Raw genomic sequence first — 18702 nt, 5'->3', positions numbered from 1 at the left:
GGCATCGTCTATGAATATCTCCGCCCTGTCCCTGCGTGACCTGGAATATGTCGTCGCCGTCGCCGAGCTGCGTCATTTCGGCCGCGCCGCCGAACGCTGCGCCGTCAGCCAGCCGTCGCTGAGCGCCCAGATCCGCAAGCTGGAGGATGCCCTCGGCCTGTCGCTGTTCGAGCGGACCAGCCGCAAGGTCCTGCTGACCCCGCGCGGCGAGGCCATCGTCGCCCAGGCCCGCGTGGTGCTGGAGGAGGCGCGCCGCCTGCTGGCCCTGGCCGACGGATCGGGCGGCGCGCTGACCGGCCGGCTGCGGCTGGCGGCGATCCACACGCTGGGCCCCTACCTGTTCCCGCACATCCTGCCGGCGATGCGCGATGCCTTGCCCGATCTGACGCTGATCCTGTCGGAAGGTCGCACCGACAGCCTGATGGAGGAGTTGCGCGACGGCCGGGTCGACGCCGTGCTGCTCGCCTTGCCGGTGGAGTCCGACGGGCTGGTGGCGGAGCCGCTGTTCTTCGAGCCCTTCCTGCTCGCCCATCCCGCCGGGCACCGCCTCTGTTCGGCGCCCGGCCTGTCGCTGACCGACCTCGACCCGTCCGAGCTTCTGCTGCTGGAGGAGGGGCATTGCCTGCGCGATCAGGCGCTGGCCGCCTGCGGCCTCAGCGCGCGCGGCGGCGGGGTCCACGCCACCGGGCTGGAAACCCTGCGCCACATGGTGGCCGCCGGGGCCGGCTGCACGCTGATGCCGCTGCTGGCGACCCGTGGGGAGGCCGGCCGGACCGCCAGTGTCGGCGGGCTGGTGGATTACCGTCCCTTCGATGCGCCCGCCGCCGGCGCCCGCCCGCCCGGCCGCGTCATCGGCCTCGTCTGGCGGGCCAGCGACCCGCGCGACCGGGGATTGCGCGATCTGGCGGCCTTGCTGCGCCGCGGGATGCCGGCCGGCACCAGCCCGGTCCTATCCTGAAGGGCTGGGAAATTTCGGGAAGGAACAAGCGCCCATCGGCTGGGTTGAAGGCTCGGCCCGCGCTTCTCACTGTTCAGAAGCGAGGGCACGGCTTTGGACTAGGCGGAGAAGTGGGCGATCATGGCAAACATCCTGAAACAGGCAACGCGGCTCGGTGAAGGATTGCCCTTTCCGCTGGGCGCGACGTGGGACGGCCTCGGCGTCAACTTCGCCTTGTTTTCCGCCCACGCCACCAAGGTCGAACTCTGTCTGTTCGATGAGAACGGCGAGGAGGAGCTCGAACGCATCGAGCTTCCCGAATTCACCAACGAGATCTGGCACGGCTACCTGCCCGACGCCCGCCCCGGCCTGCTCTACGGCTATCGCGTGTATGGCCCCTACGAGCCGGAGCAGGGGCACCGCTTCAACCCGAACAAGCTTCTGCTCGACCCCTACGCCAAGGAGTTGGTCGGCGAGATCCGCTGGAACCCGGCCCATTTCGGCTATGTGATGGAATCGGGCGACGACCTGACCTTTGACGAGCGCGACAGCGCGCCCTTCATGCCGAAATGCAAGGTGATCGACCCCGCCTTCACCTGGGGCCGCGACCACAAGCCCGGCATCGCCTGGGACCGCACCATCTTCTATGAAACCCACGTCAAGGGCTTCACCAAGCTGCATCCGGCGGTGCCGGACAGCCTGCGCGGCACCTATGGCGGCATGGCGGTGAAGGAGGTGGTCGACTACATCAAGTCGCTCGGCGTCACCTCGGTGGAGTTCCTGCCGGTCCATGCCTTCGTCCAGGACCAGCATCTGGTCGACAAGGGGCTGGCCAACTACTGGGGCTACAACTCCATCGGCTTCTTCGCGCCGGAGCCGCGCTATGCCGCCTCGGGCAACGCCATCAAGGAATTCAAGGAGATGGTCGCCCATCTCCACAATGCCGGGCTGGAGGTCATCCTCGACGTCGTCTACAACCACACCGCCGAGGGCAACGAGCGCGGGCCGACCCTGTCCTTCAAGGGCATCGACAACGCCTCCTACTACCGCCTGATCCCGGACCAGAAGCGCTATTACATCAACGAGACGGGGACCGGGAACACCGTCAATCTCAGCCATCCGCGCGTGCTGCAGATGGTCACCGATTCGCTTCGTTACTGGGCGACGGAGATGCATGTCGACGGCTTCCGCTTCGATCTCGCCACCATCCTCGGCCGCGAGCCCTACGGCTTCGACGAGGGCGGCGGCTTCCTCGACAGCTGCCTGCAGGATCCGATCCTCAACAGCGTCAAGCTGATCGCCGAGCCGTGGGACTGCGGCCCGGGCGGCTATCAGGTCGGCAATTTCCCGCCGGGCTGGGCCGAATGGAACGACCGCTACCGCGACACCGTCCGCGCCTTCTGGAAGGGCGACGAGGGCAAGCTGCCGGAGGTGGCGCCGCGGCTGTGCGGCTCCGCCGACCTGTTCAACAAGCGCGGGCGCAAGCCCTGGGCCAGCGTGAACTTCATCACCGCGCATGACGGCTACACGCTGAACGACCTCGTTTCCTACAACGACAAGCACAACGAGGCGAACGGCGAGGGCAACAACGACGGCCACTCCCACAACCTGTCCTGGAACCATGGGGTGGAGGGGCCGACCGACGATCCCGAGATCAAGGCCCTGCGCGAACGCCAGAAGCGCAACATGCTGGCGACGCTGCTGCTGTCGCAGGGCTCGCCGATGCTGCTGGCCGGCGACGAGTTCGGCAACACCCAGCACGGCAACAACAACGCCTATTGCCAGGACAACGAGACGGCATGGCTGAACTGGGACGACATCGACGAGGACGGGCAGTCCCTGATCGAGTTCGTCCGCCGCGTGGTGGCGGTCCGGCAATCCTTCCCCATGCTGCGCCGCGGCCGCTTCCTGTCGGGCGAATACAATGCCGAGTTCGACGTGAAGGACGTCACCTGGCTGACCCCCAGCGGCGACGAGATGGAGGAGGGCCATTGGCACGACGGCAATGCCCGCTGCCTGGGCATGCTTCTGGACGGCCGCGCCCAGGCCAGCGGCATCAAGCGCCCGGCGATGGATGCCACCCTGCTGCTGGTCATCAACGCCCACCATGACGTGGTGGAGTTCACCCTGCCGGAGGTGACCGGCGGCAGCGTCTGGCGCTGTCTGGTCGACACCAACCTGACGGATCCCGACGAGGTGCCGCGCGTCAACACCGGCGAGGATTACATGGTTACCGGCCGCTCACTGCTGCTGCTGGCGCTGGAGCCGGACGGCAAGACCTCCTTCGCCCTCCGCCGCGCCGCCCGCGCCCTGCGCAGCGTCGCCGAAAGCCCGACCCTGTCCTTCAGCGAGGAGACCGTGGAGGAGGAAAAGCCGGCGGAGCCGGCCAAGACGAAGGAACCGGTCGAGGCGGAAGCCGTGGCGGAAGCGGCGCCGGCAAAGCCGGAGGCGAAGCCCGAAGCTCCGGTCAAAACGCCGGGCTGACCAGAGTTATCCCCTCTCCCCATCGGGGGAGAGGGAACCCCTCGACCTCGGGATCGCCCCGCCATGAAACTCTTCGAATGCCAGAACTGCCACCAGCCGCTCTACTTCGAGAACACGCTGTGCGAGCGCTGCGGCTACCGGCTGGGCTATCTGCCGGATTTGGGCACCCTGTCGGCGATCGACCCGACCGACCATGACGGGGTGTGGAGCGCGCTGGCCACCATCGAACCGCTCTACAAATTCTGTGCGAACGCCGAACTGGATGCCTGCAACTGGATGCTGCCGGCCGATTCCGCCGACACCCATTGCGCCGCCTGCCGGCACAACCGCACCATCCCCGACCTGTCGGACACCGCCAACCTGACGCTCTGGCGCAAGCTGGAACTGGCCAAGCACCACCTGTTCTACACCTTGACCAACCTGAAGCTGCCGCTGCAGACCCGGATCGAGAATCCGGAGGAAGGTCTGGCCTTCGACTTCCTGTCCGACACGGTCGGGCCCGACGGCACGGTGACGCCGGTGCTGACCGGCCACGCCAACGGCCTGATCACCATCAACGTCGCCGAGGCCGACGACGCCGAGCGCGAGAAGCGCCGCACCGAGATGGGCGAACCATACCGCACGCTGCTCGGCCATTTCCGGCACGAGATCGGCCATTATGTCTGGGACCGTCTGGTGCGCGACGACCTGGCCCTGCTGGAGCGTTTCCGCGCCCTGTTCGGCGACGAGCGCGAGGATTACGGCGAGGCGCTGAAACGCCATTACGCCAACGGCGCCCCCGCCGACTGGCAGGCGAATTTCGTCAGCGCCTACGCCACCGCCCATCCCTGGGAGGATTTCGCCGAGACCTGGGCGCATTACCTCCACATCGTCGATACGCTGGAGACAGCCCGCGCCTTCGGCCTGAAGATCCGTCCCCGCATCACCGAAGGGGCCGAGTTGGAGGCCGAGGTCGATTTCAACCCCCACCGGGCGAAACGCATCGAGGATCTGATCGAGCCCTGGCTGCCCCTGACCTATGCGGTGAACAGCCTGAACCGCAGCATGGGCCAGCCGGATCTCTACCCCTTCATCCTGTCGGCCACGGTGATCGAAAAGCTGGGATTCATGAACGAGATGGTTCGGGGGCTGGAGGGACGCTAGAGCCGCCCGGTCTCCTACCCCTCGGCCCCCATCTCGACCCTGGTCCAGCGCACCGCGCGGTTACGCCCGTCGCGCTTGGCCTTGTAGAGCGCGGCGTCGGCGTGGCGCATCACCGTCGCCATGTCGCTGTCGTCATCCGGCCAGGAGGCGATGCCGATGGAGCAGCCGACCCGCACCTTCTCGCCGTTGATCGAAACCGGCTCGTTCACCGTGGCGATGATGCGGGACGCCAGTTCCCCGAAATCGGGGGCGGGGCGGCCGGGGCGGCGCGGCAGGATGGCCGCGAACTCGTCGCCGCCCAGCCGGGCGATCACATCGTCGTCGCGGAAGATGCCGGCGAGCCGGCTGCCGACCTGCCGCAGGACGGCGTCGCCGGCATCGTGGCCCAGCCGGTCGTTCACCGGCTTGAAGCCGTCCAGGTCGATGTACATCACCGTCGCCGATCCGCCGCCGCTGCCGGTCGACGCCTCGACATACTGTTCGAAATAGCGCCGGTTGGGCAGCGCGGTCAGCCGGTCCTCGTAGGCGATGTCCTCCAGCCGCATCAGTGCGGCATCCTTGTTGGTCAGGCTGTCCACCATGTCCCGCAGCGAGACGGACAGCCGGCGGATCTCCGCGGCGCCGCCGACCTCGGGGATGCTGACGCCGTGCTCGCCGCTGCCGATCCGTTCTGCGGCGTCGGCGATGGCGCCCAACGGGCGGGCGATCCGTCCGGCGGCGAACCAGCCGACGACGCTGAACAGCAGGGCCAGCAGGATGCCGGTGGCGACGATGGTCAGCCGAAGCCGGCCCGTCTCGGCGAACACCTCGTTGGCGGGTTGGCGCGCGATGACCGTCCAGCCGAGTCCGGCATAGTCATGCAGGCCCCGGCCATGCGCCACGCCGGTCACATAGGTGACGCCGTCCGGCCAGACGTCGGCGCTCCAGCCGTCGCGCAGCTTCGCCGACAGCGCCGGGACCGGCAGCGGCTTTCCCACCGTATCGTCCGGCCCGATCAGAACGGAGCCGTTGGCCGACAGGATGAAGAGCGTCAGCCCGCTGCGGTCGGACAGCGGCGCCGTCAGCTGGCGGATCGAGGCGTAGGCCCATTCCCAGCTGTAATGGGCGGCAAGCACGCCCGCCGGGGTGCCGCCGGCAGTCGTCAGCGGGGCGGAGACATCGACGAATTTCGGGGTTTCGCCCTCCAGGTACGGCACCTTGCCGCGCAGGGCCACCGCATCGTGCACGTCGCCGACGAACAGGCCCTTCATGCCCTCCAGTTGGACCGGACGGCTGGAGATGTCCGCCCCCAGCAGCAGCCCGCCGGAGGCCGCCATCACCCGCCCGTCGGCGTTGGTCATGCCGATCCAGGCGATGGTCGGGTCGCGGCGCTTCAACTCGTCGATGGTCGATTGCGCCACCGCCGGATCCTTCAGCGCCTCGATCCGCGAGAGGGCGGCGATCTGGTTGGCGCGTGCCCACATGGTCGAATCGAGCTGCCGCGCCAGCGACTGCGCCAGCCCGGTCATCGAATCGCCGATCTCCCGCTTCAGGGCGTCGGCGGCGCCGTTGCCGACGACCAGGCCCATCACCACAGTCGAACCCAGTACGAGGATCGCCACGGTGATGGCGACCGTTGCACGCAGACCAAGCGCCTGGATGCGGCGTATGGGCTTGCCGCTTGGTTGTCCAAGGGGCCTCTTCACGGCATCGTCCTTTCGGGAATCGCAAGGGGTGGGGCAGGGATCGAACAGTGCAAGGACTGTATCATCCCGGTCCTTTATAAAGGGTCAAGCAAAACGGGCGCTGGAAATAACAATTTAAAGGCGTGAGGATTTTAGCTTTCGGCACGTGCGGGTCGTGCGGACGCCAAAAAAGTTTGTGAAGCTGACTTTCAGCATATTGCAGAAAAAGAAAAAGGCCGCTAGCTATTGAGCCGCGACCCGAGTTTAGGGAGGAAACGCCTGGAAGGCGATCGAAACAACAAATAATGCTGCGTCGCCGAAAATCCAGCCCTCCGCGGCTGGATTTTTCGTTTGCGGTGCAAGATTCTTCCACGCATTCCGCGCCCCCCAGTGGAAGGGGGATTCCCCGAGCGGTTGGTTGCGCTATCATACTGGCACAACCAACCATAAAGACGGGAAGAGACGTCATCATGAAACGGCGTGCGTTCCTCTCCAGCGCCGGCGTCGGCATTGCCGCCGCCGGGACCGCCGGGACCATCGCGGCCCCGGCCATCGCCCAGACCTCCCAGCCGGAGATCAAGTGGCGCATGGCGTCGAGCTATCCCAAGAGCCTCGACACCATCTACGGCGCGGCGGAGTTCATCGCCAAGCGAGTGTCCGACGCCACCGACGGCAGGTTCCAGATCCGCCCCTTCGCCGCCGGGGAGATCGTTCCGGCGCTGCAGGTGCTGGACGCGGTGCAGAACGGCACCGTCGAGTGCGGGCAGTCGGCGGCCTATTTCTATGTCGGCAAGGATCCGACCTTCTGCTTCGACACCGCCATGCCCTTCGGCATGAACACGCGCCAGCACATCGCCTGGATGATGCATGGCGGCGGGCTGGAGCTGATGCGGGAGGTGTTTAAGGATTACAACATCCACCACATCCCCGCCGGCAACACGAGCGCCCAGATGGGCGGCTGGTTCCGCAAGGAGATCAAGAGCCTGGAGGATCTGAACGGCCTGAAGATGCGCATCGGCGGTCTGGTCGGCCAGATCCTGATGCCCTTCGGACTGGTCCCGCAGCAGCTCGGCGGCGGCGACATCTATCCGGCCCTGGAACGCGGCACCATCGACGCGGCGGAGTTCGTCGGCCCCTACGACGACGAGAAGCTCGGCTTCTACAAGGTCGCCAAATACTATTACTACCCCGGCTGGTGGGAAGGCTCGGCCCAGATCCCGCTGATGTTCAACATGCAGGCCTGGGAATCGCTGCCGAAATCCTACCAGACCATCCTGGAGCAGGCCTGTTGGGAGGCCAACACCTGGATGATCGCCAAATACGACACGCTGAACGCCGCCGCGCTCAAGCGGCTGGTCGCCGGCGGCGCCGTCCTGCGTCCCTTCCCGCGCGACATGATGCAGGCCTGCGAGAAGGCGTCGTTCGAATTCTACGACAAGCTCGCCGCCGGCAATCCCCGCTTCAAGAAGGTCTATGACGGCTGGAAGCCCTTCCTGGAGCAGGAGCGGCTGTGGTTCCGCGTGGCCGAGAACGGCTTCGACAGCTTCGTCTACTCCCAGGCCGCCCAGCAGCGCTGAGTCGGCACCGAGACGAATCGCCTGCGGCGATTCGTCTCATTCTTTCGCATCGCCAGCGGATTTTCATGCTTCCGTCCGTCAGCGATATCTATCATTGGTCTTCTCAATCGCATGCGAATGAAGCACACTGCCGGTCGAAGCGTGGGCATGGCCTTCGCATTTGCACAAGAAATCGGCAGAGTGTTGGATTGTTCAAGTCATAGCCATTCCTCTTGTCTATTTTCTTAAACGCATGCTACCGTCAGGGTCAGAAAGACGGACCGGGCCGGGGTGGCGTACCCGGATCCAGGTCGCCTGTGACGGGAGCGGACGGATGGACGGCGGGATGATCGCGACGACAGATACCCTGGTGCGCTTCACCGGGGTGCAGAAGACCTACGATGGCGAGCATCTGGTGGTGAAAAGCCTCGATCTCGACATCCGCAAGGGCGAATTCCTGACGCTTCTCGGGCCGTCGGGTTCGGGCAAGACCACCACGCTGATGATGCTGGCCGGGTTCGAGGTGCCGACCCATGGCGAAATCTTCATCGGCGACCGGCCGATCAAGAACGTGCCGCCGCACAAGCGCGACATCGGCATGGTCTTCCAGAACTACGCCCTGTTCCCCCACCTGACGATCGAGGAGAACGTCGCCTTCCCGCTGTCGGTGCGCGGCGTTTCCAAGGCGGAAACCAAGGAACGCGTGGCCGCCGCGCTCGACATGATCAAGCTCGGCAACCTGGCCACGCGCCGTCCCGGACAGCTGTCCGGCGGCCAGCAGCAGCGCGTGGCGCTGGCGCGCGCCCTGGTGTTCAATCCCGCCCTGGTGCTGATGGACGAGCCGCTGGGCGCGCTCGACAAGCGCCTGCGCGAGCATATGCAGTTGGAGATCAAGCGCCTGCACGAGACGATGGGCCTGACCGTCGTCTACGTCACCCACGACCAGGGGGAGGCGCTGACCATGTCCGACCGCATCGCGGTGTTCAACGACGGCATCGTCCAGCAGATCGACCGACCGGACGCGCTGTACGAGCGGCCGGTGAACAGCTTCGTCGCCAACTTCATCGGCGAGAACAATGTTCTGAACGGGGTTGTTGAAAATATCGAACAGGGCTGGGCGCGGATCGCGCTGGATGCCGGCGGTTCGGTGGTGGCGCAGGCGGTCAATGTCGGCGGCGCCGGCAGCCGCAGCTCGCTGTCCATCCGCCCGGAGCGCGTGGCGATCGAAACCGGCGACAGCGGCGATGCGGGCACCAACCGCCTGCCGGCGACGCTGACCGACCTGATCTATGTCGGCGACCACACGCTGGCGATCCTGTCGACGCCTTCCAACCCGGAATTCATGGTCAAGCTGCCGGCCGGCTCCTATGCCGGGCTGGCGCCGGGCCAGGACGTCTACATCGCTTTCCGCCCGGAGGACTGCCGGGCGCTCGATCCGGTCTGAGGACGTGGTTCCTCAGCGCCAGGGTGCCTTACCAGCAACAACAACCACGACGAACAAGGACGGGGATCATGTCGAAGATTAAGGTGGCTCTCGGTTTCGCTGCGACCTTCACCGCCCTCACCGCCCTGGCATCGGCCGCCAGCGCCCGCGACCTGACTGTCGTCTCGTGGGGCGGCGCCTATCAGGAAGTCCAGAAGAAGGTCTATTTCGAGCCGTTCAAGGCCACCGGCACGCCGATGAACGACGAATCCTGGGACGGCGGCGTCGGCGTCCTGCGCGCCAAGGTCCAGGGCGGCGCCTCCACCTGGGATGTCGTCCAGGTCGAGAGCGAGGAGCTGGCTCTGGGCTGCGACGAAGGCCTGTACGAGAAGCTGAACTACTCCAAGATCGGCGGCGAGGAAGCCTACCTGCCGGCCACCGTCAACGCCTGCGGCGTCGGCGCCATCGTCTATGACTTCGTGCTGGGCTACGACAAGGACAAGCTGAAGGAAGCGCCGAAGAGCTGGGCCGACTTCTTCGACACCCAGAAGTTCCCGGGCAAGCGCGGCCTGCGCCAGGGCGCCAAGACCACGCTGGAAATCGCGCTGATGGCCGACGGCGTGGCCCCGGCCGACGTCTACAAGGTGCTGGGCACCGAGGCCGGCATCGAGCGCGCCTTCAAGAAGCTCGACACCATCAAGAACGACATCGTCTGGTGGAAGGCCGGCGCCCAGCCGCCGCAGCTGCTGGCGTCCGGCGAAGTCGCGATGACCTCGGTCTACAACGGCCGCATCGACGCCGCCAACAAGAACGAGAAGAAGAACTTCGGCATGGTGTGGAACGGCGCGCTCTACACCATCGACAGCTGGGTGATCCTGAAGGGCAGCCCGAACCAGGAGGCCGCCTACAAGTTCCTGAACTTCGTCGGCAAGGCGGAGAACCAGGCCAAGCTGTCCGAAGGCATCGCCTACGGCACCTCGAACAAGAATGCCCCGTCGCTGCTGTCGAAGGCTGTCCTGACCGACCTGCCGACCGCGCCGGACAACATGAAGAACGCGATCGAGATCAACACCGACTTCTGGCTGGAGAACATCGATCGCCTGACCGAACGCTTCAACAAGTGGGCGGCGAAGTAAGCGTCTGAGCAGTATTGCCCTCTCCCGTCCCGGGAGAGGGAAGGGGCCCAAGCATAGCTTGGGAAGGGTGAGGGGCAACGCAGGAATCCCGAACCGCATGGTTCCTTGGATTACCCCTCACCCGGCGCCTATGGCGCCCCCCTCTCCCGGGGCGGGAGAGGGAAAGGACTTTCCAACAGGACAATGCCGATGACAGCCGCCTTCGTTGCCGGCGCCGACGTGCCGTTGAAGCGTCGATTGAAACGGGCCGAGCGGGCCCGGCAGTTCCGTGCGCTGGGTCTGGTGCTGCCGCTGCTGGCCTTCCTGCTGTTCACCTTCGTCGTGCCGCTCGCCGGCATGATCTGGAAGTCGGTGGACGATTGGGAAGTGCCGCAGGTGATGCCGCAGACCGTGGCGGCGCTGGAGCAGTGGAGCGGCCAGGGCCTGCCCGACGAGGCCGCCTTCGCCGCGCTCGCCGCCGACATCCTCGCCGCGCGCGAGGCCGGAACGCTGGCCGTCGCCGCCAAGCGGCTGAACTACGTCGTCAACGGCTTCCGCACCACCCTGCTGTCGACCGGCCGCAGGCTGAAGGAGCAGCCCGCTCCCGGCACCGCCAAGGCGACGATGATCGAGATCTCGCCGGCCTGGGGCGAGCGCGAGAGCTGGACGGCGATCAAGAGCGCCAGCGGCCCGGTCACCAGCTATTACCTGCTGGCCGCGGTCGATCTGACCCGCGACGCGGACGGCGCCATCGTCCACGCTCCGGCGGACCAGTCGATCTACCGCGACATCTTCCTGCGCACCTTCGAGATCGGCTTCGGCGTCACCGCGCTCTGCCTGCTCCTGGGCTTCCCGGTCGCCTACATGCTGGCGAACCTGCCGACCGGCCGGTCGAACCTGCTGATGATCTTCGTGCTGCTGCCCTTCTGGACCTCGCTGCTGGTGCGCACCTGCGCCTGGATCGTGATCCTGCAGAGCGAGGGCATCGTCAACGGCTCCCTGCAATGGCTCGGCATCATCGAGGAACCGGTGCGGCTGATCTACAACCGCTTCGGCGTCTACATGGCGATGACCCATGTGCTGCTGCCCTTCATGATCCTGCCGCTGTACAGCGTGATGCGCGGCATCTCGCCGGCCTATATGCGGGCCGCCGCCTCGCTGGGCGCGCCGCCGGTCTCCGCCTTCCTGCGCATCTACCTGCCGCAGACCATTCCGGGCATCGGCGCCGGCTGCCTGCTCGTCTTCATCCTGGCCATCGGCTACTACATCACGCCGGCGCTGGTCGGCGGCGCGGCAGACCAGATGATTTCGTCCTTCATCGCCTTCTACACCACGGAAACGGTCAACTGGGGCCTCGCCGCGGCGTTGGGCGCGGTGCTGCTGCTGGCCACGCTGGTGCTGGCGCTGCTCTATGGCAAGCTGGCGCTCGGCCGCCAGACGACGGGAGGTCTGAAGAATTGAGCGCGAACCATTCCCCCCAGACCGCCAGCCAGCGCATCGCCTGGATCACGACGGTCGTCGTCGGCACGCTGGTGCTGTTCTTCCTGATGGCGCCGATCCTGGCGATCGTGCCGCTGTCCTTCAGCTCCAGCACCTATCTGACCTATCCGCTGCCGGGCCTCTCGCTGCGCTGGTACGAGGATTTCCTCGGTTCCGCGCGCTGGATGAACGCGCTGAAGAACAGCATGATCATCGGCGTGGCCTCGGCGGTCCTGTCGATGGTGCTGGGCACGCTGGCCTCGCTGGGACTGGCCCAGTGGAAGAGCAAGTGGAAGCCGCTGGTGCTGGCCGTCGTGCTGTCGCCGATGGTGGTCCCGGTCGTCATCACCGCGGTCGGCGTCTATTTCTTCTTCGCGCCGCTGGGTCTGACCGGCAACTATCTGGGCCTGATCCTGGTCCACACCGCGCTGGCGACCCCCTTCGTCGTCATCACCGTGTCGGCGACGCTGCAGAGCTTCGACATGACGCTGGCCCGCGCCGCCGCCTCGCTCGGCGCGCCGCCGCTGCTCACCTTCCGCAAGGTGATCCTGCCGCTGATCCTGCCGGGTCTGGCGTCTGGCGCGCTGTTCGCCTTCGCCACCAGCTTCGACGAGGTGGTGACGGTCCTCTTCCTCGCCGGGCCGGAGCAGCGCACCCTGCCGCGTGAGATGTTCAGCGGCATCCGCGAGAACATCAGCCCCACCATCACCGCGGTGGCGGTGGTGCTGACGGTGATCTCGGTGTGCATGCTGTCGACGCTGGAACTGCTGCGCCGCCGCAACGAGCGGCTGAAGGGGAATGCGGGGTAGGGGGCTGGTATGAGGGGGAGGGGCTCGTACTGGTGCCCCTCCCTGACCCTCCCCTCTTCGAGGGAGAGGGGACTGCCGCGCTCCGCAATTAAATCCCTCTGCCGCCGAAGGCGGGGGAGGGGAGGGGGCCTCGGCCCCCGCTCACCCGCTCACAGATACGGCGGCGTGCAGGCGCTGATCAGTTCGCACTCCTCCTCGCCGACGTTGCGGAACCGATGGGGCACGCGGCTGTCGAAGAAATAGGCGTCGCCGGGGCCGAGCAGCTGCTTGCGCTCCCCCACCGTCAGCTCGATCTGTCCCTTGATGACGATGCCGCCCTCTTCCGATTCGTGCTGGAGCATGGTGCGGCCGGTGTCGGCGCCGGGGGCGTAGCGTTCGTGGAGGATCTGCAGGTTCCGGCTGCGCAGGTCGCCCACCTGCCGGAAGGAGATCTGGCCGACGGTGCCCTTCAGCTCGCCGGCCAGTTCGATCAGTTCGTCGTCCTTGAAGAAGATCTGCTCGGGCGGCGGCAGGTCGTCGGAGGAGAAGAATTCGGCAAGGGTCATCGGGATGCCCTGGAGCACCTTGCGCAGCGAGGAGACCGACGGGCTGCTGCGGTTCTGCTCGATCAGGGAAATTGTACCGTTGGTCACTCCGGCTCGCTGGGCGAGCGCCCGCTGGGACAGCCCATGCTGTTCGCGGATCTGCTTCAGCCTTGCGCCGACGTCGAATTCCATCATCGGACTCCTGCTCCACACCCGTCTAGCCAATATCCCATTAACGCAACCCCGTCATCAGAATATGAACAGTTAAACAGGGGTTGTTTAATTTATTAAACATGGTACGCTTCTTTCCATGGTCCAGGCCCCCGGCAGGAAGCCCTTGATGAAAAAGGGAAATCCGCCGGGCGCGGCCGGACGGTTCCACAATCCTTCATCCAGGGCGGATCGAACATGCTGTCGTTGAACGACCAGGGCCTTCTCCGAAGCAAAGGCTACGTGAATGGTGCGTGGCGCGCGGCCGATTCCGGGAAGAGCTTCCCGGTCACCAACCCCGCCACCGGCGCCGTCATCGCCGAAGTGTCCGACATGGGCGCCGCCGAGACGCGCGAGGCGATCGATGCCGCCAACGCCGCCCTGCCGGCCTGGAAGGCCAAGACCGCCAAGGAGCGCGCGGCGATCCTGCGCCGCTGGTACGACCTGATCCTCGCCGCGCAGGAGGATCTGGCCCAGCTGATGACCGCCGAGCAGGGCAAGCCCCTGGCCGAGTCCCGCGGAGAGGTCGTCTACGGCGCATCCTTCATCGAGTGGTTCGCGGAAGAGGGCAAGCGCGCTTATGGCGACGTGATCCCGTCCTTCGCCGCCAACAAGCGCATCGTCGTCCTGAAGGAAGCCATCGGCGTCGTCGCGGCGATCACGCCCTGGAACTTCCCGAACGCCATGATCACCCGCAAGGTCGCCCCGGCCCTGGCCGCCGGCTGCACCGTGGTGGTCAAGCCGGCCGAGGACACCCCGCTGTCGGCCCTGGCGCTGGCCGAACTGGCCGAGCGCGCCGGTTTCCCCGCCGGCGTCTTCAACATCGTGATGGGCCGCGACCCGGTCGCCATCGGCAACGAGCTGACCCACAGCCCGATCGTCCGCAAGGTCAGCTTCACCGGCTCGACCGAGGTCGGCAAGCTGCTGATGCGGCAGTCGGCCAGCACGGTCAAGAAGGTGTCGCTGGAACTGGGCGGCAACGCCCCCTTCATCGTCTTCGACGACGCCGACCTGGACGAGGCGGTCAAGGGCGCCATGGCGTCGAAGTACCGCAACGCCGGCCAGACCTGCGTCTGCGCCAACCGCCTGCTGGTACAGGCCGGCGTCTATGACGCCTTCGCCGCCAAGCTGGCCGAGGCCGTCAAGGCGCTGAAGGTCGGCAACGGCGCGGAGGCCGGCGTCACCCAGGGTCCGCTGATCAACGCCGATGCCGTCGCCAAGGTGGAAGAGTTGATGGGCGACGCTCTGGAGAAGGGCGCCAAGGTCGCGGTCGGCGGCAAGCGCCACGCGCTGGGCGGCACCTTCTTCGAGCCGACGATCCTGACCGGCATCACCACCGAGATGCGCGTCGCCCGCGAGGAGATCTTCGGCCCGGTCGCCCCGCTGTTCAAGTTCGAGACGGAAGAGGACGCCATCCGCATGGCGAACGACACCGAATTCGGTCTCGCCGCCTATTTCTACAGCCGCGACATCGGCCGCGTCTGGCGCGTGGCGGAAAAGCTGGAATACGGCATCGTCGGCATCAACGAAGGCATCATCTCGACCGAAGTCGCCCCCTTCGGCGGCGTCAAGGAGTCCGGCATCGGCCGCGAAGGCTCCAAGTACGGCCTCGATGATTTCATGGAAGTCAAGTATCTCTGCGTCGGCCTCGGCGCCTGACCGTCGTTAAAGGAAGAGCAAGAATGAGCACCAACCAGTCGTTCGTCGCCCGTCGCGAGGCTGCCGTTTCCCGTGGTATTTCCGCCGGCATGCCCTTTTACATCGACCGCGCTGAAAACGCCGAGATGTGGGACGTCGAGGGCAAGCGCTTCATCGACTTCGCCGGCGGCATCGCCGTGCTGAATACCGGCCACCGTCACCCGAAGGTGATGGAGGCGGTGAAGGGCCAGATGGAGCGCTTCACCCACACCTGCGCGATGGTCACGCCGTATGACAGCTTCGTCGAACTGGCGGAGAAGCTGAACGCGCTGGTCCCCGGCCCGACGCCGAAGAAGACCGCCTTCTTCACCACCGGCGCCGAGGCGGTGGAAAACGCCGTCAAGATCGCCCGCGCCTCCACCGGCCGTCCCGGCGTGGTCGCCTTCTCCGGCGGCTTCCACGGCCGCACGCTGCTGACCATGGGCCTGACCGGCAAGGTCGTGCCCTACAAGGTCGGCTTCGGTCCCTTCCCGGCCGAAATCTTCCATGTGCCGTTCCCCAACGCCTATCGCGGCATCAGCGAGGCGGAGAGCCTGAAGGCGCTGGACACCCTGTTCAAGGCCGACGTCGACGCCAGCCGCGTCGCCGCCATCATCATCGAGCCGGTGCAGGGCGAGGGCGGCTTCAACATCGCCAGCCCGTCCTTCCTGCAGGCGATCCGCGCGGTCTGCGACAAGCACGGCATCGTCATGATCGTCGACGAGATCCAGACCGGCTTCGCCCGCACCGGCAAGATGTTCGCCGTCGAGCATGCCGGGATCGAGCCGGACCTCGTCACCATGGCCAAGAGCCTGGCCGGCGGCTTCCCGCTGTCCGCCGTCACCGGCAAGGCCGCCCTGATGGACGCGCCGATCCCCGGCGGCCTCGGCGGCACCTATGCCGGCAGCCCGCTGGCGACGACCGCGGCGCTGGCCGTCATCGACGTCATCGAGGAAGAGAAGCTGATCGAGCGCGCCGAGAAGCTCGGTGAGCGCATCGCCGGCCGCTTCCGCGCCATGGCCCAGCGCAACAGCCTGTCGGTGATCGGCGACGTCCGCAACCTGGGCGCCATGATCGCCATGGAGCTGGTGACCGACCGCGAGACCAAGGAGCCGGCCGCCGACCTGACCAAGGCGCTGGTCGCCAAGGCTGCGGAGAAGGGCCTGATCCTGCTGTCCTGCGGCACCTACGCCAACGTCATCCGCGTCCTGGTCCCGCTGACCGCCTCCGATGCCCTGGTCGACGAAGGCCTGGACATCATCGAGCGCTCGCTGGAAGAACTGGTGTCGGCGTAACCTGACTCCCTCTCCCGCCCCGGGAGAGGGAAGGGGCCAAAGCGAAGCTTGGGAAGGGTGAGGGGTAATCCGAGGATATGGAATCCATGTTCGGACCACCCCACACCCTCCCGCCTTCGGCGGGGCCCTCCCTTTCCCGGGACGGGAGAGGGCTATAAAAAATCAACAGGAGGAACACACCTTGGCCGGACCCTTGTCGCACATCCGGGTGCTGGAACTGTCGCGCGTTCTCGCCGGGCCGTGGTCGGCGCAGACGCTGGCCGATCTCGGCGCCGACGTGATCAAGGTGGAACGGCCGGGTGCCGGCGACGATACCCGCGCCTGGGGGCCGCCCTGGGCCGGCGACCAGTCGGCCTATTTCCTGTCGACCAACCGGGGCAAGCGCTCCATCACCATCGACTTCGAACGGCCGGAGGGGCAGGAACTCGTCCGCAAGCTCGCCGCCCAGGCCGACGTCGTCATCGAGAATTTCAAGGTGGGCGGGCTGGTCAAGTACGGCCTCGACTATGAGAGCCTGAAGGCGGTCAACCCGCGTCTGGTCTATTGCTCGATCACCGGCTTCGGCCAGACCGGGCCGTACCGCAACCGCGCCGGCTACGACTTCATGATCCAGGGCATGGGCGGGCTGATGAGCATCACCGGCCAGCCCGACGGCGAGCCGGGCGGCGGACCGGTCAAGGTCGGCGTCGCCGTGACCGACATCTTCACCGGCCTCTACGCCACCATCGGCATCATGGGCGCGCTGGCCCACCGCGACCGCACCGGCGAGGGGCAGCAGGTCGACCTCGCGCTGCTCGACGTGCAGGTGGCGGTGCTGGCGAACCAGGCGATGAACTGTCTGGTCGGCGGCAAGGCGCCGCAGCGGCTCGGCAACGCCCACCCGAACATCGTGCCCTATCAGGCCTTCGCCACCCGCGACGGCCACATCATCCTGGCGGTCGGCAACGACGGCCAGTTCGCCAAGTTCTGCGCGGTCGCCGGCCGTCCCGAACTGGCCAAGGACGAACGCTACGCCACCAACCCGGCCCGCGTCGCCAACCGCAAGGAACTGGTGGCCCTGCTGGAGGATCTGATCCGCACCCGCGACAGCCAGGACTGGCTCGCCGCGCTGGAGCAGGTCGGCGTTCCCTGCGGCCCGATCAACGACCTGACCGCGGTGTTCGAAGACCCGCAGGTGAAGGCCCGCAACATCCACCAGGATCTGCCGCACCCGACCCAGGGCAGCGTGCCGACGGTGGCGAGCCCGATCCGCTACAGCGGCACGCCGCTGGTCCACGACACCGCTCCGCCGACGCTGGGTCAGCACACCGACGCCGTGCTGGCGGAATCGCTCGGCCTGAGCGAGGCCGATATCGCCGTATTGCGGGACAGGGGTGTGATCTGAGGATGTGAAAGCCGGGCGGCGCTTACGCTACTCTGCCGCCCCATCGATCACGCCTCCAACCATCTCCGGGCGAACCCATGACCGCGGCACCCGCGACCGACACCCGCCTCGGCATCCTGATGATGCTGGGCGGGATGACGCTTTTCACGCTGAACGACGCGCTCGGCAAGTGGCTGGTGGCCGACCATTCCGTCGCAATGCTGATCGCCGTGCGCAGCCTGTTCGGGCTGGCGGTGCTGGCGCCGATGATCTGGCGCGAGGGCGTGGCGAGGGTCTTCGCCGTCGACCGGCTGCCGCTGCACATCCTGCGCGTCTTCCTGATGACGGTGGACGTCGCCTGCTTCTACTGGGCGGTCGGCTATCTGCCCCTGGCCGACGTGATGACCATCTACATGTCGGCGCCGCTGATCGTCACCGCGCTGTCGGTGCTGGTCCTGGGGGAAAGCGTGGGCTGGCGCCGCTGGGCGGCGGTGCTGGTGGGGTTCGTCGGCGTCGTCATCGTGCTGAACCCGACCGGCCGCTTCGACCTGTGGCCGTCGCTGGTGGCGCTGCTGGGTGCGGTGATCTTCTCCGCCGGCGTGATCTCCACCCGCGTCCTGCGCTCCGCCTCCAGCCTGACGCTGGTCGGCAACCAGATGGTCGGCGGCGTCCTGATCGGCGGCGCGGCGCTGCCCTGGTCCTGGTCGGCGCCGGGCTGGCTCGGCTTCTTCCTGCTGGGACTGCTGGGCATCACCGCGCTGGCCGGCCACGCCATGATGAACCGCTCGCTGCAACTCAGCCCGGCCGCGGTGGTGGTGCCGTTCCAGTATGTGGCGATCCTGTGGGCGGTGATCCTCGACTTCGCCGTCTGGGGCACCGCGCCGACCGCCCGCATCGGGCTGGGGGCCGCGCTGATCATCGGCAGCGGCCTGTTCATCGTCTACCGCGAACAGCGCCTCAAGCGCGGCGTCGCGGCGGAAGGGGTGGCGGAGGTGCCGTGAGGGGCGCCTCACCGCCCGAAAA

Annotated in this window: 14 protein-coding genes; 12 read left to right on the top strand and 2 right to left on the bottom strand. The window is 66.8% G+C overall.

Features of this window, described 5'->3' with window-relative positions; all coding sequences use genetic code 11:
* The first annotated feature begins 10 nt into the window (after positions 1–10).
* The 3 genes from DM194_RS17835 to DM194_RS17825 all read left to right on the top strand — a co-directional run bounded on the left by DM194_RS17835 (position 11) and on the right by DM194_RS17825 (position 4564).
* On the top strand, positions 11–958 hold the full coding sequence (locus DM194_RS17835) for a LysR substrate-binding domain-containing protein (protein WP_111068918.1): 948 nt from the start codon (positions 11–13) through the stop codon (positions 956–958).
* Positions 959–1078: 120 nt separating this feature from the next.
* Complete coding sequence (gene glgX, locus DM194_RS17830) at positions 1079–3421, top strand: glycogen debranching protein GlgX (protein ID WP_111068917.1); 2343 nt, start codon at positions 1079–1081, stop codon at positions 3419–3421.
* A gap of 63 nt (positions 3422–3484) precedes the next feature.
* Entirely contained in the window at positions 3485–4564 is a 1080-nt protein-coding gene (locus DM194_RS17825) for a zinc-binding metallopeptidase family protein (protein WP_111068916.1), read from the top strand.
* A 14-nt stretch (positions 4565–4578) separates the two neighbouring features.
* Here the strand turns inward: DM194_RS17825 and DM194_RS17820 are convergent, their stop codons facing one another.
* Positions 4579–6249 carry a sensor domain-containing diguanylate cyclase gene (locus DM194_RS17820; protein ID WP_162630105.1) on the bottom strand — a complete coding sequence of 557 codons (1671 nt, stop codon included), beginning with the start codon at positions 6247–6249 and terminating at the stop codon, positions 4579–4581.
* A gap of 449 nt (positions 6250–6698) precedes the next feature.
* Here DM194_RS17820 and DM194_RS17815 point away from each other — a divergent pair, with 449 nt between their 5' ends.
* From DM194_RS17815 to DM194_RS17795, 5 genes are all read left to right on the top strand, one after another.
* Positions 6699–7805 (top strand): TRAP transporter substrate-binding protein, encoded by a 1107-nt coding sequence (locus tag DM194_RS17815; protein WP_111068914.1) that lies wholly within the window; start codon positions 6699–6701, stop codon positions 7803–7805.
* 313 nt (positions 7806–8118) lie between these two features.
* Positions 8119–9228 (top strand): ABC transporter ATP-binding protein, encoded by a 1110-nt coding sequence (locus DM194_RS17810; protein ID WP_111068913.1) that lies wholly within the window; start codon positions 8119–8121, stop codon positions 9226–9228.
* Between the two features lie 68 nt (positions 9229–9296).
* Positions 9297–10343, top strand: coding sequence for an ABC transporter substrate-binding protein (locus tag DM194_RS17805; RefSeq protein WP_111068912.1), 1047 nt, complete (start codon positions 9297–9299; stop codon positions 10341–10343).
* 189 nt (positions 10344–10532) lie between these two features.
* Positions 10533–11783 carry an ABC transporter permease gene (locus tag DM194_RS17800; protein ID WP_111069217.1) on the top strand — a complete coding sequence of 417 codons (1251 nt, stop codon included), beginning with the start codon at positions 10533–10535 and terminating at the stop codon, positions 11781–11783.
* Positions 11780–12610, top strand: coding sequence for an ABC transporter permease (locus tag DM194_RS17795; RefSeq protein WP_162630104.1), 831 nt, complete (start codon positions 11780–11782; stop codon positions 12608–12610). The genes DM194_RS17800 and DM194_RS17795 overlap by 4 nt, the downstream gene beginning before the upstream one ends.
* A 149-nt stretch (positions 12611–12759) precedes the next feature.
* Here the strand turns inward: DM194_RS17795 and DM194_RS17790 are convergent, their stop codons facing one another.
* Positions 12760–13326 (bottom strand): cupin domain-containing protein, encoded by a 567-nt coding sequence (locus DM194_RS17790; protein WP_111069215.1) that lies wholly within the window; start codon positions 13324–13326, stop codon positions 12760–12762.
* Between the two features lie 216 nt (positions 13327–13542).
* On the opposite strand from DM194_RS17790, the gene DM194_RS17785 reads away from it, so the two are divergent.
* The 4 genes from DM194_RS17785 (at position 13543) to DM194_RS17770 (ending at position 18680) form a co-directional block, all read left to right on the top strand.
* Positions 13543–15003, top strand: a complete 1461-nt coding sequence (locus DM194_RS17785) for an NAD-dependent succinate-semialdehyde dehydrogenase (protein WP_176581459.1) — start codon at positions 13543–13545, stop codon at positions 15001–15003.
* 23 nt (positions 15004–15026) lie between these two features.
* Positions 15027–16316, top strand: a complete 1290-nt coding sequence (gabT, locus tag DM194_RS17780) for a 4-aminobutyrate--2-oxoglutarate transaminase (RefSeq protein WP_111068911.1) — start codon at positions 15027–15029, stop codon at positions 16314–16316.
* A gap of 181 nt (positions 16317–16497) precedes the next feature.
* Positions 16498–17700, top strand: a complete 1203-nt coding sequence (locus DM194_RS17775; protein WP_111068910.1) for a CaiB/BaiF CoA transferase family protein — start codon at positions 16498–16500, stop codon at positions 17698–17700.
* A gap of 77 nt (positions 17701–17777) precedes the next feature.
* Positions 17778–18680, top strand: coding sequence for a DMT family transporter (locus DM194_RS17770; RefSeq protein WP_111068909.1), 903 nt, complete (start codon positions 17778–17780; stop codon positions 18678–18680).
* Positions 18681–18702 lie beyond the last annotated feature (22 nt).

Source organism: Azospirillum ramasamyi (assembly GCF_003233655.1).
Lineage (GTDB): Bacteria > Pseudomonadota > Alphaproteobacteria > Azospirillales > Azospirillaceae > Azospirillum > Azospirillum ramasamyi.
The sequence above is the reverse complement of the archived record's forward strand: the minus strand, read 5'-3'. Positions and strand labels throughout refer to the sequence as shown.

Bases quoted from the DNA above. Each gene is read 5' to 3' on its own strand.
- DM194_RS17770 (WP_111068909.1), top strand. From the start codon at position 17,778: ATGACCGCGGCACCCGCGACCGACACCCGCCTCGGCATCCTGATGATG.
- DM194_RS17785 (WP_176581459.1), top strand. From the start codon at position 13,543: ATGCTGTCGTTGAACGACCAGGGCCTTCTCCGAAGCAAAGGCTACGTG.
- DM194_RS17800 (WP_111069217.1), top strand. From the start codon at position 10,533: ATGACAGCCGCCTTCGTTGCCGGCGCCGACGTGCCGTTGAAGCGTCGA.
- gabT (WP_111068911.1), top strand. From the start codon at position 15,027: ATGAGCACCAACCAGTCGTTCGTCGCCCGTCGCGAGGCTGCCGTTTCC.
- glgX (WP_111068917.1), top strand. From the start codon at position 1,079: ATGGCAAACATCCTGAAACAGGCAACGCGGCTCGGTGAAGGATTGCCC.
- DM194_RS17825 (WP_111068916.1), top strand. From the start codon at position 3,485: ATGAAACTCTTCGAATGCCAGAACTGCCACCAGCCGCTCTACTTCGAG.
- DM194_RS17810 (WP_111068913.1), top strand. From the start codon at position 8,119: ATGGACGGCGGGATGATCGCGACGACAGATACCCTGGTGCGCTTCACC.
- DM194_RS17790 (WP_111069215.1), bottom strand. From the start codon at position 13,326: ATGGAATTCGACGTCGGCGCAAGGCTGAAGCAGATCCGCGAACAGCAT.
- DM194_RS17815 (WP_111068914.1), top strand. From the start codon at position 6,699: ATGAAACGGCGTGCGTTCCTCTCCAGCGCCGGCGTCGGCATTGCCGCC.
- DM194_RS17805 (WP_111068912.1), top strand. From the start codon at position 9,297: ATGTCGAAGATTAAGGTGGCTCTCGGTTTCGCTGCGACCTTCACCGCC.
- DM194_RS17835 (WP_111068918.1), top strand. From the start codon at position 11: ATGAATATCTCCGCCCTGTCCCTGCGTGACCTGGAATATGTCGTCGCC.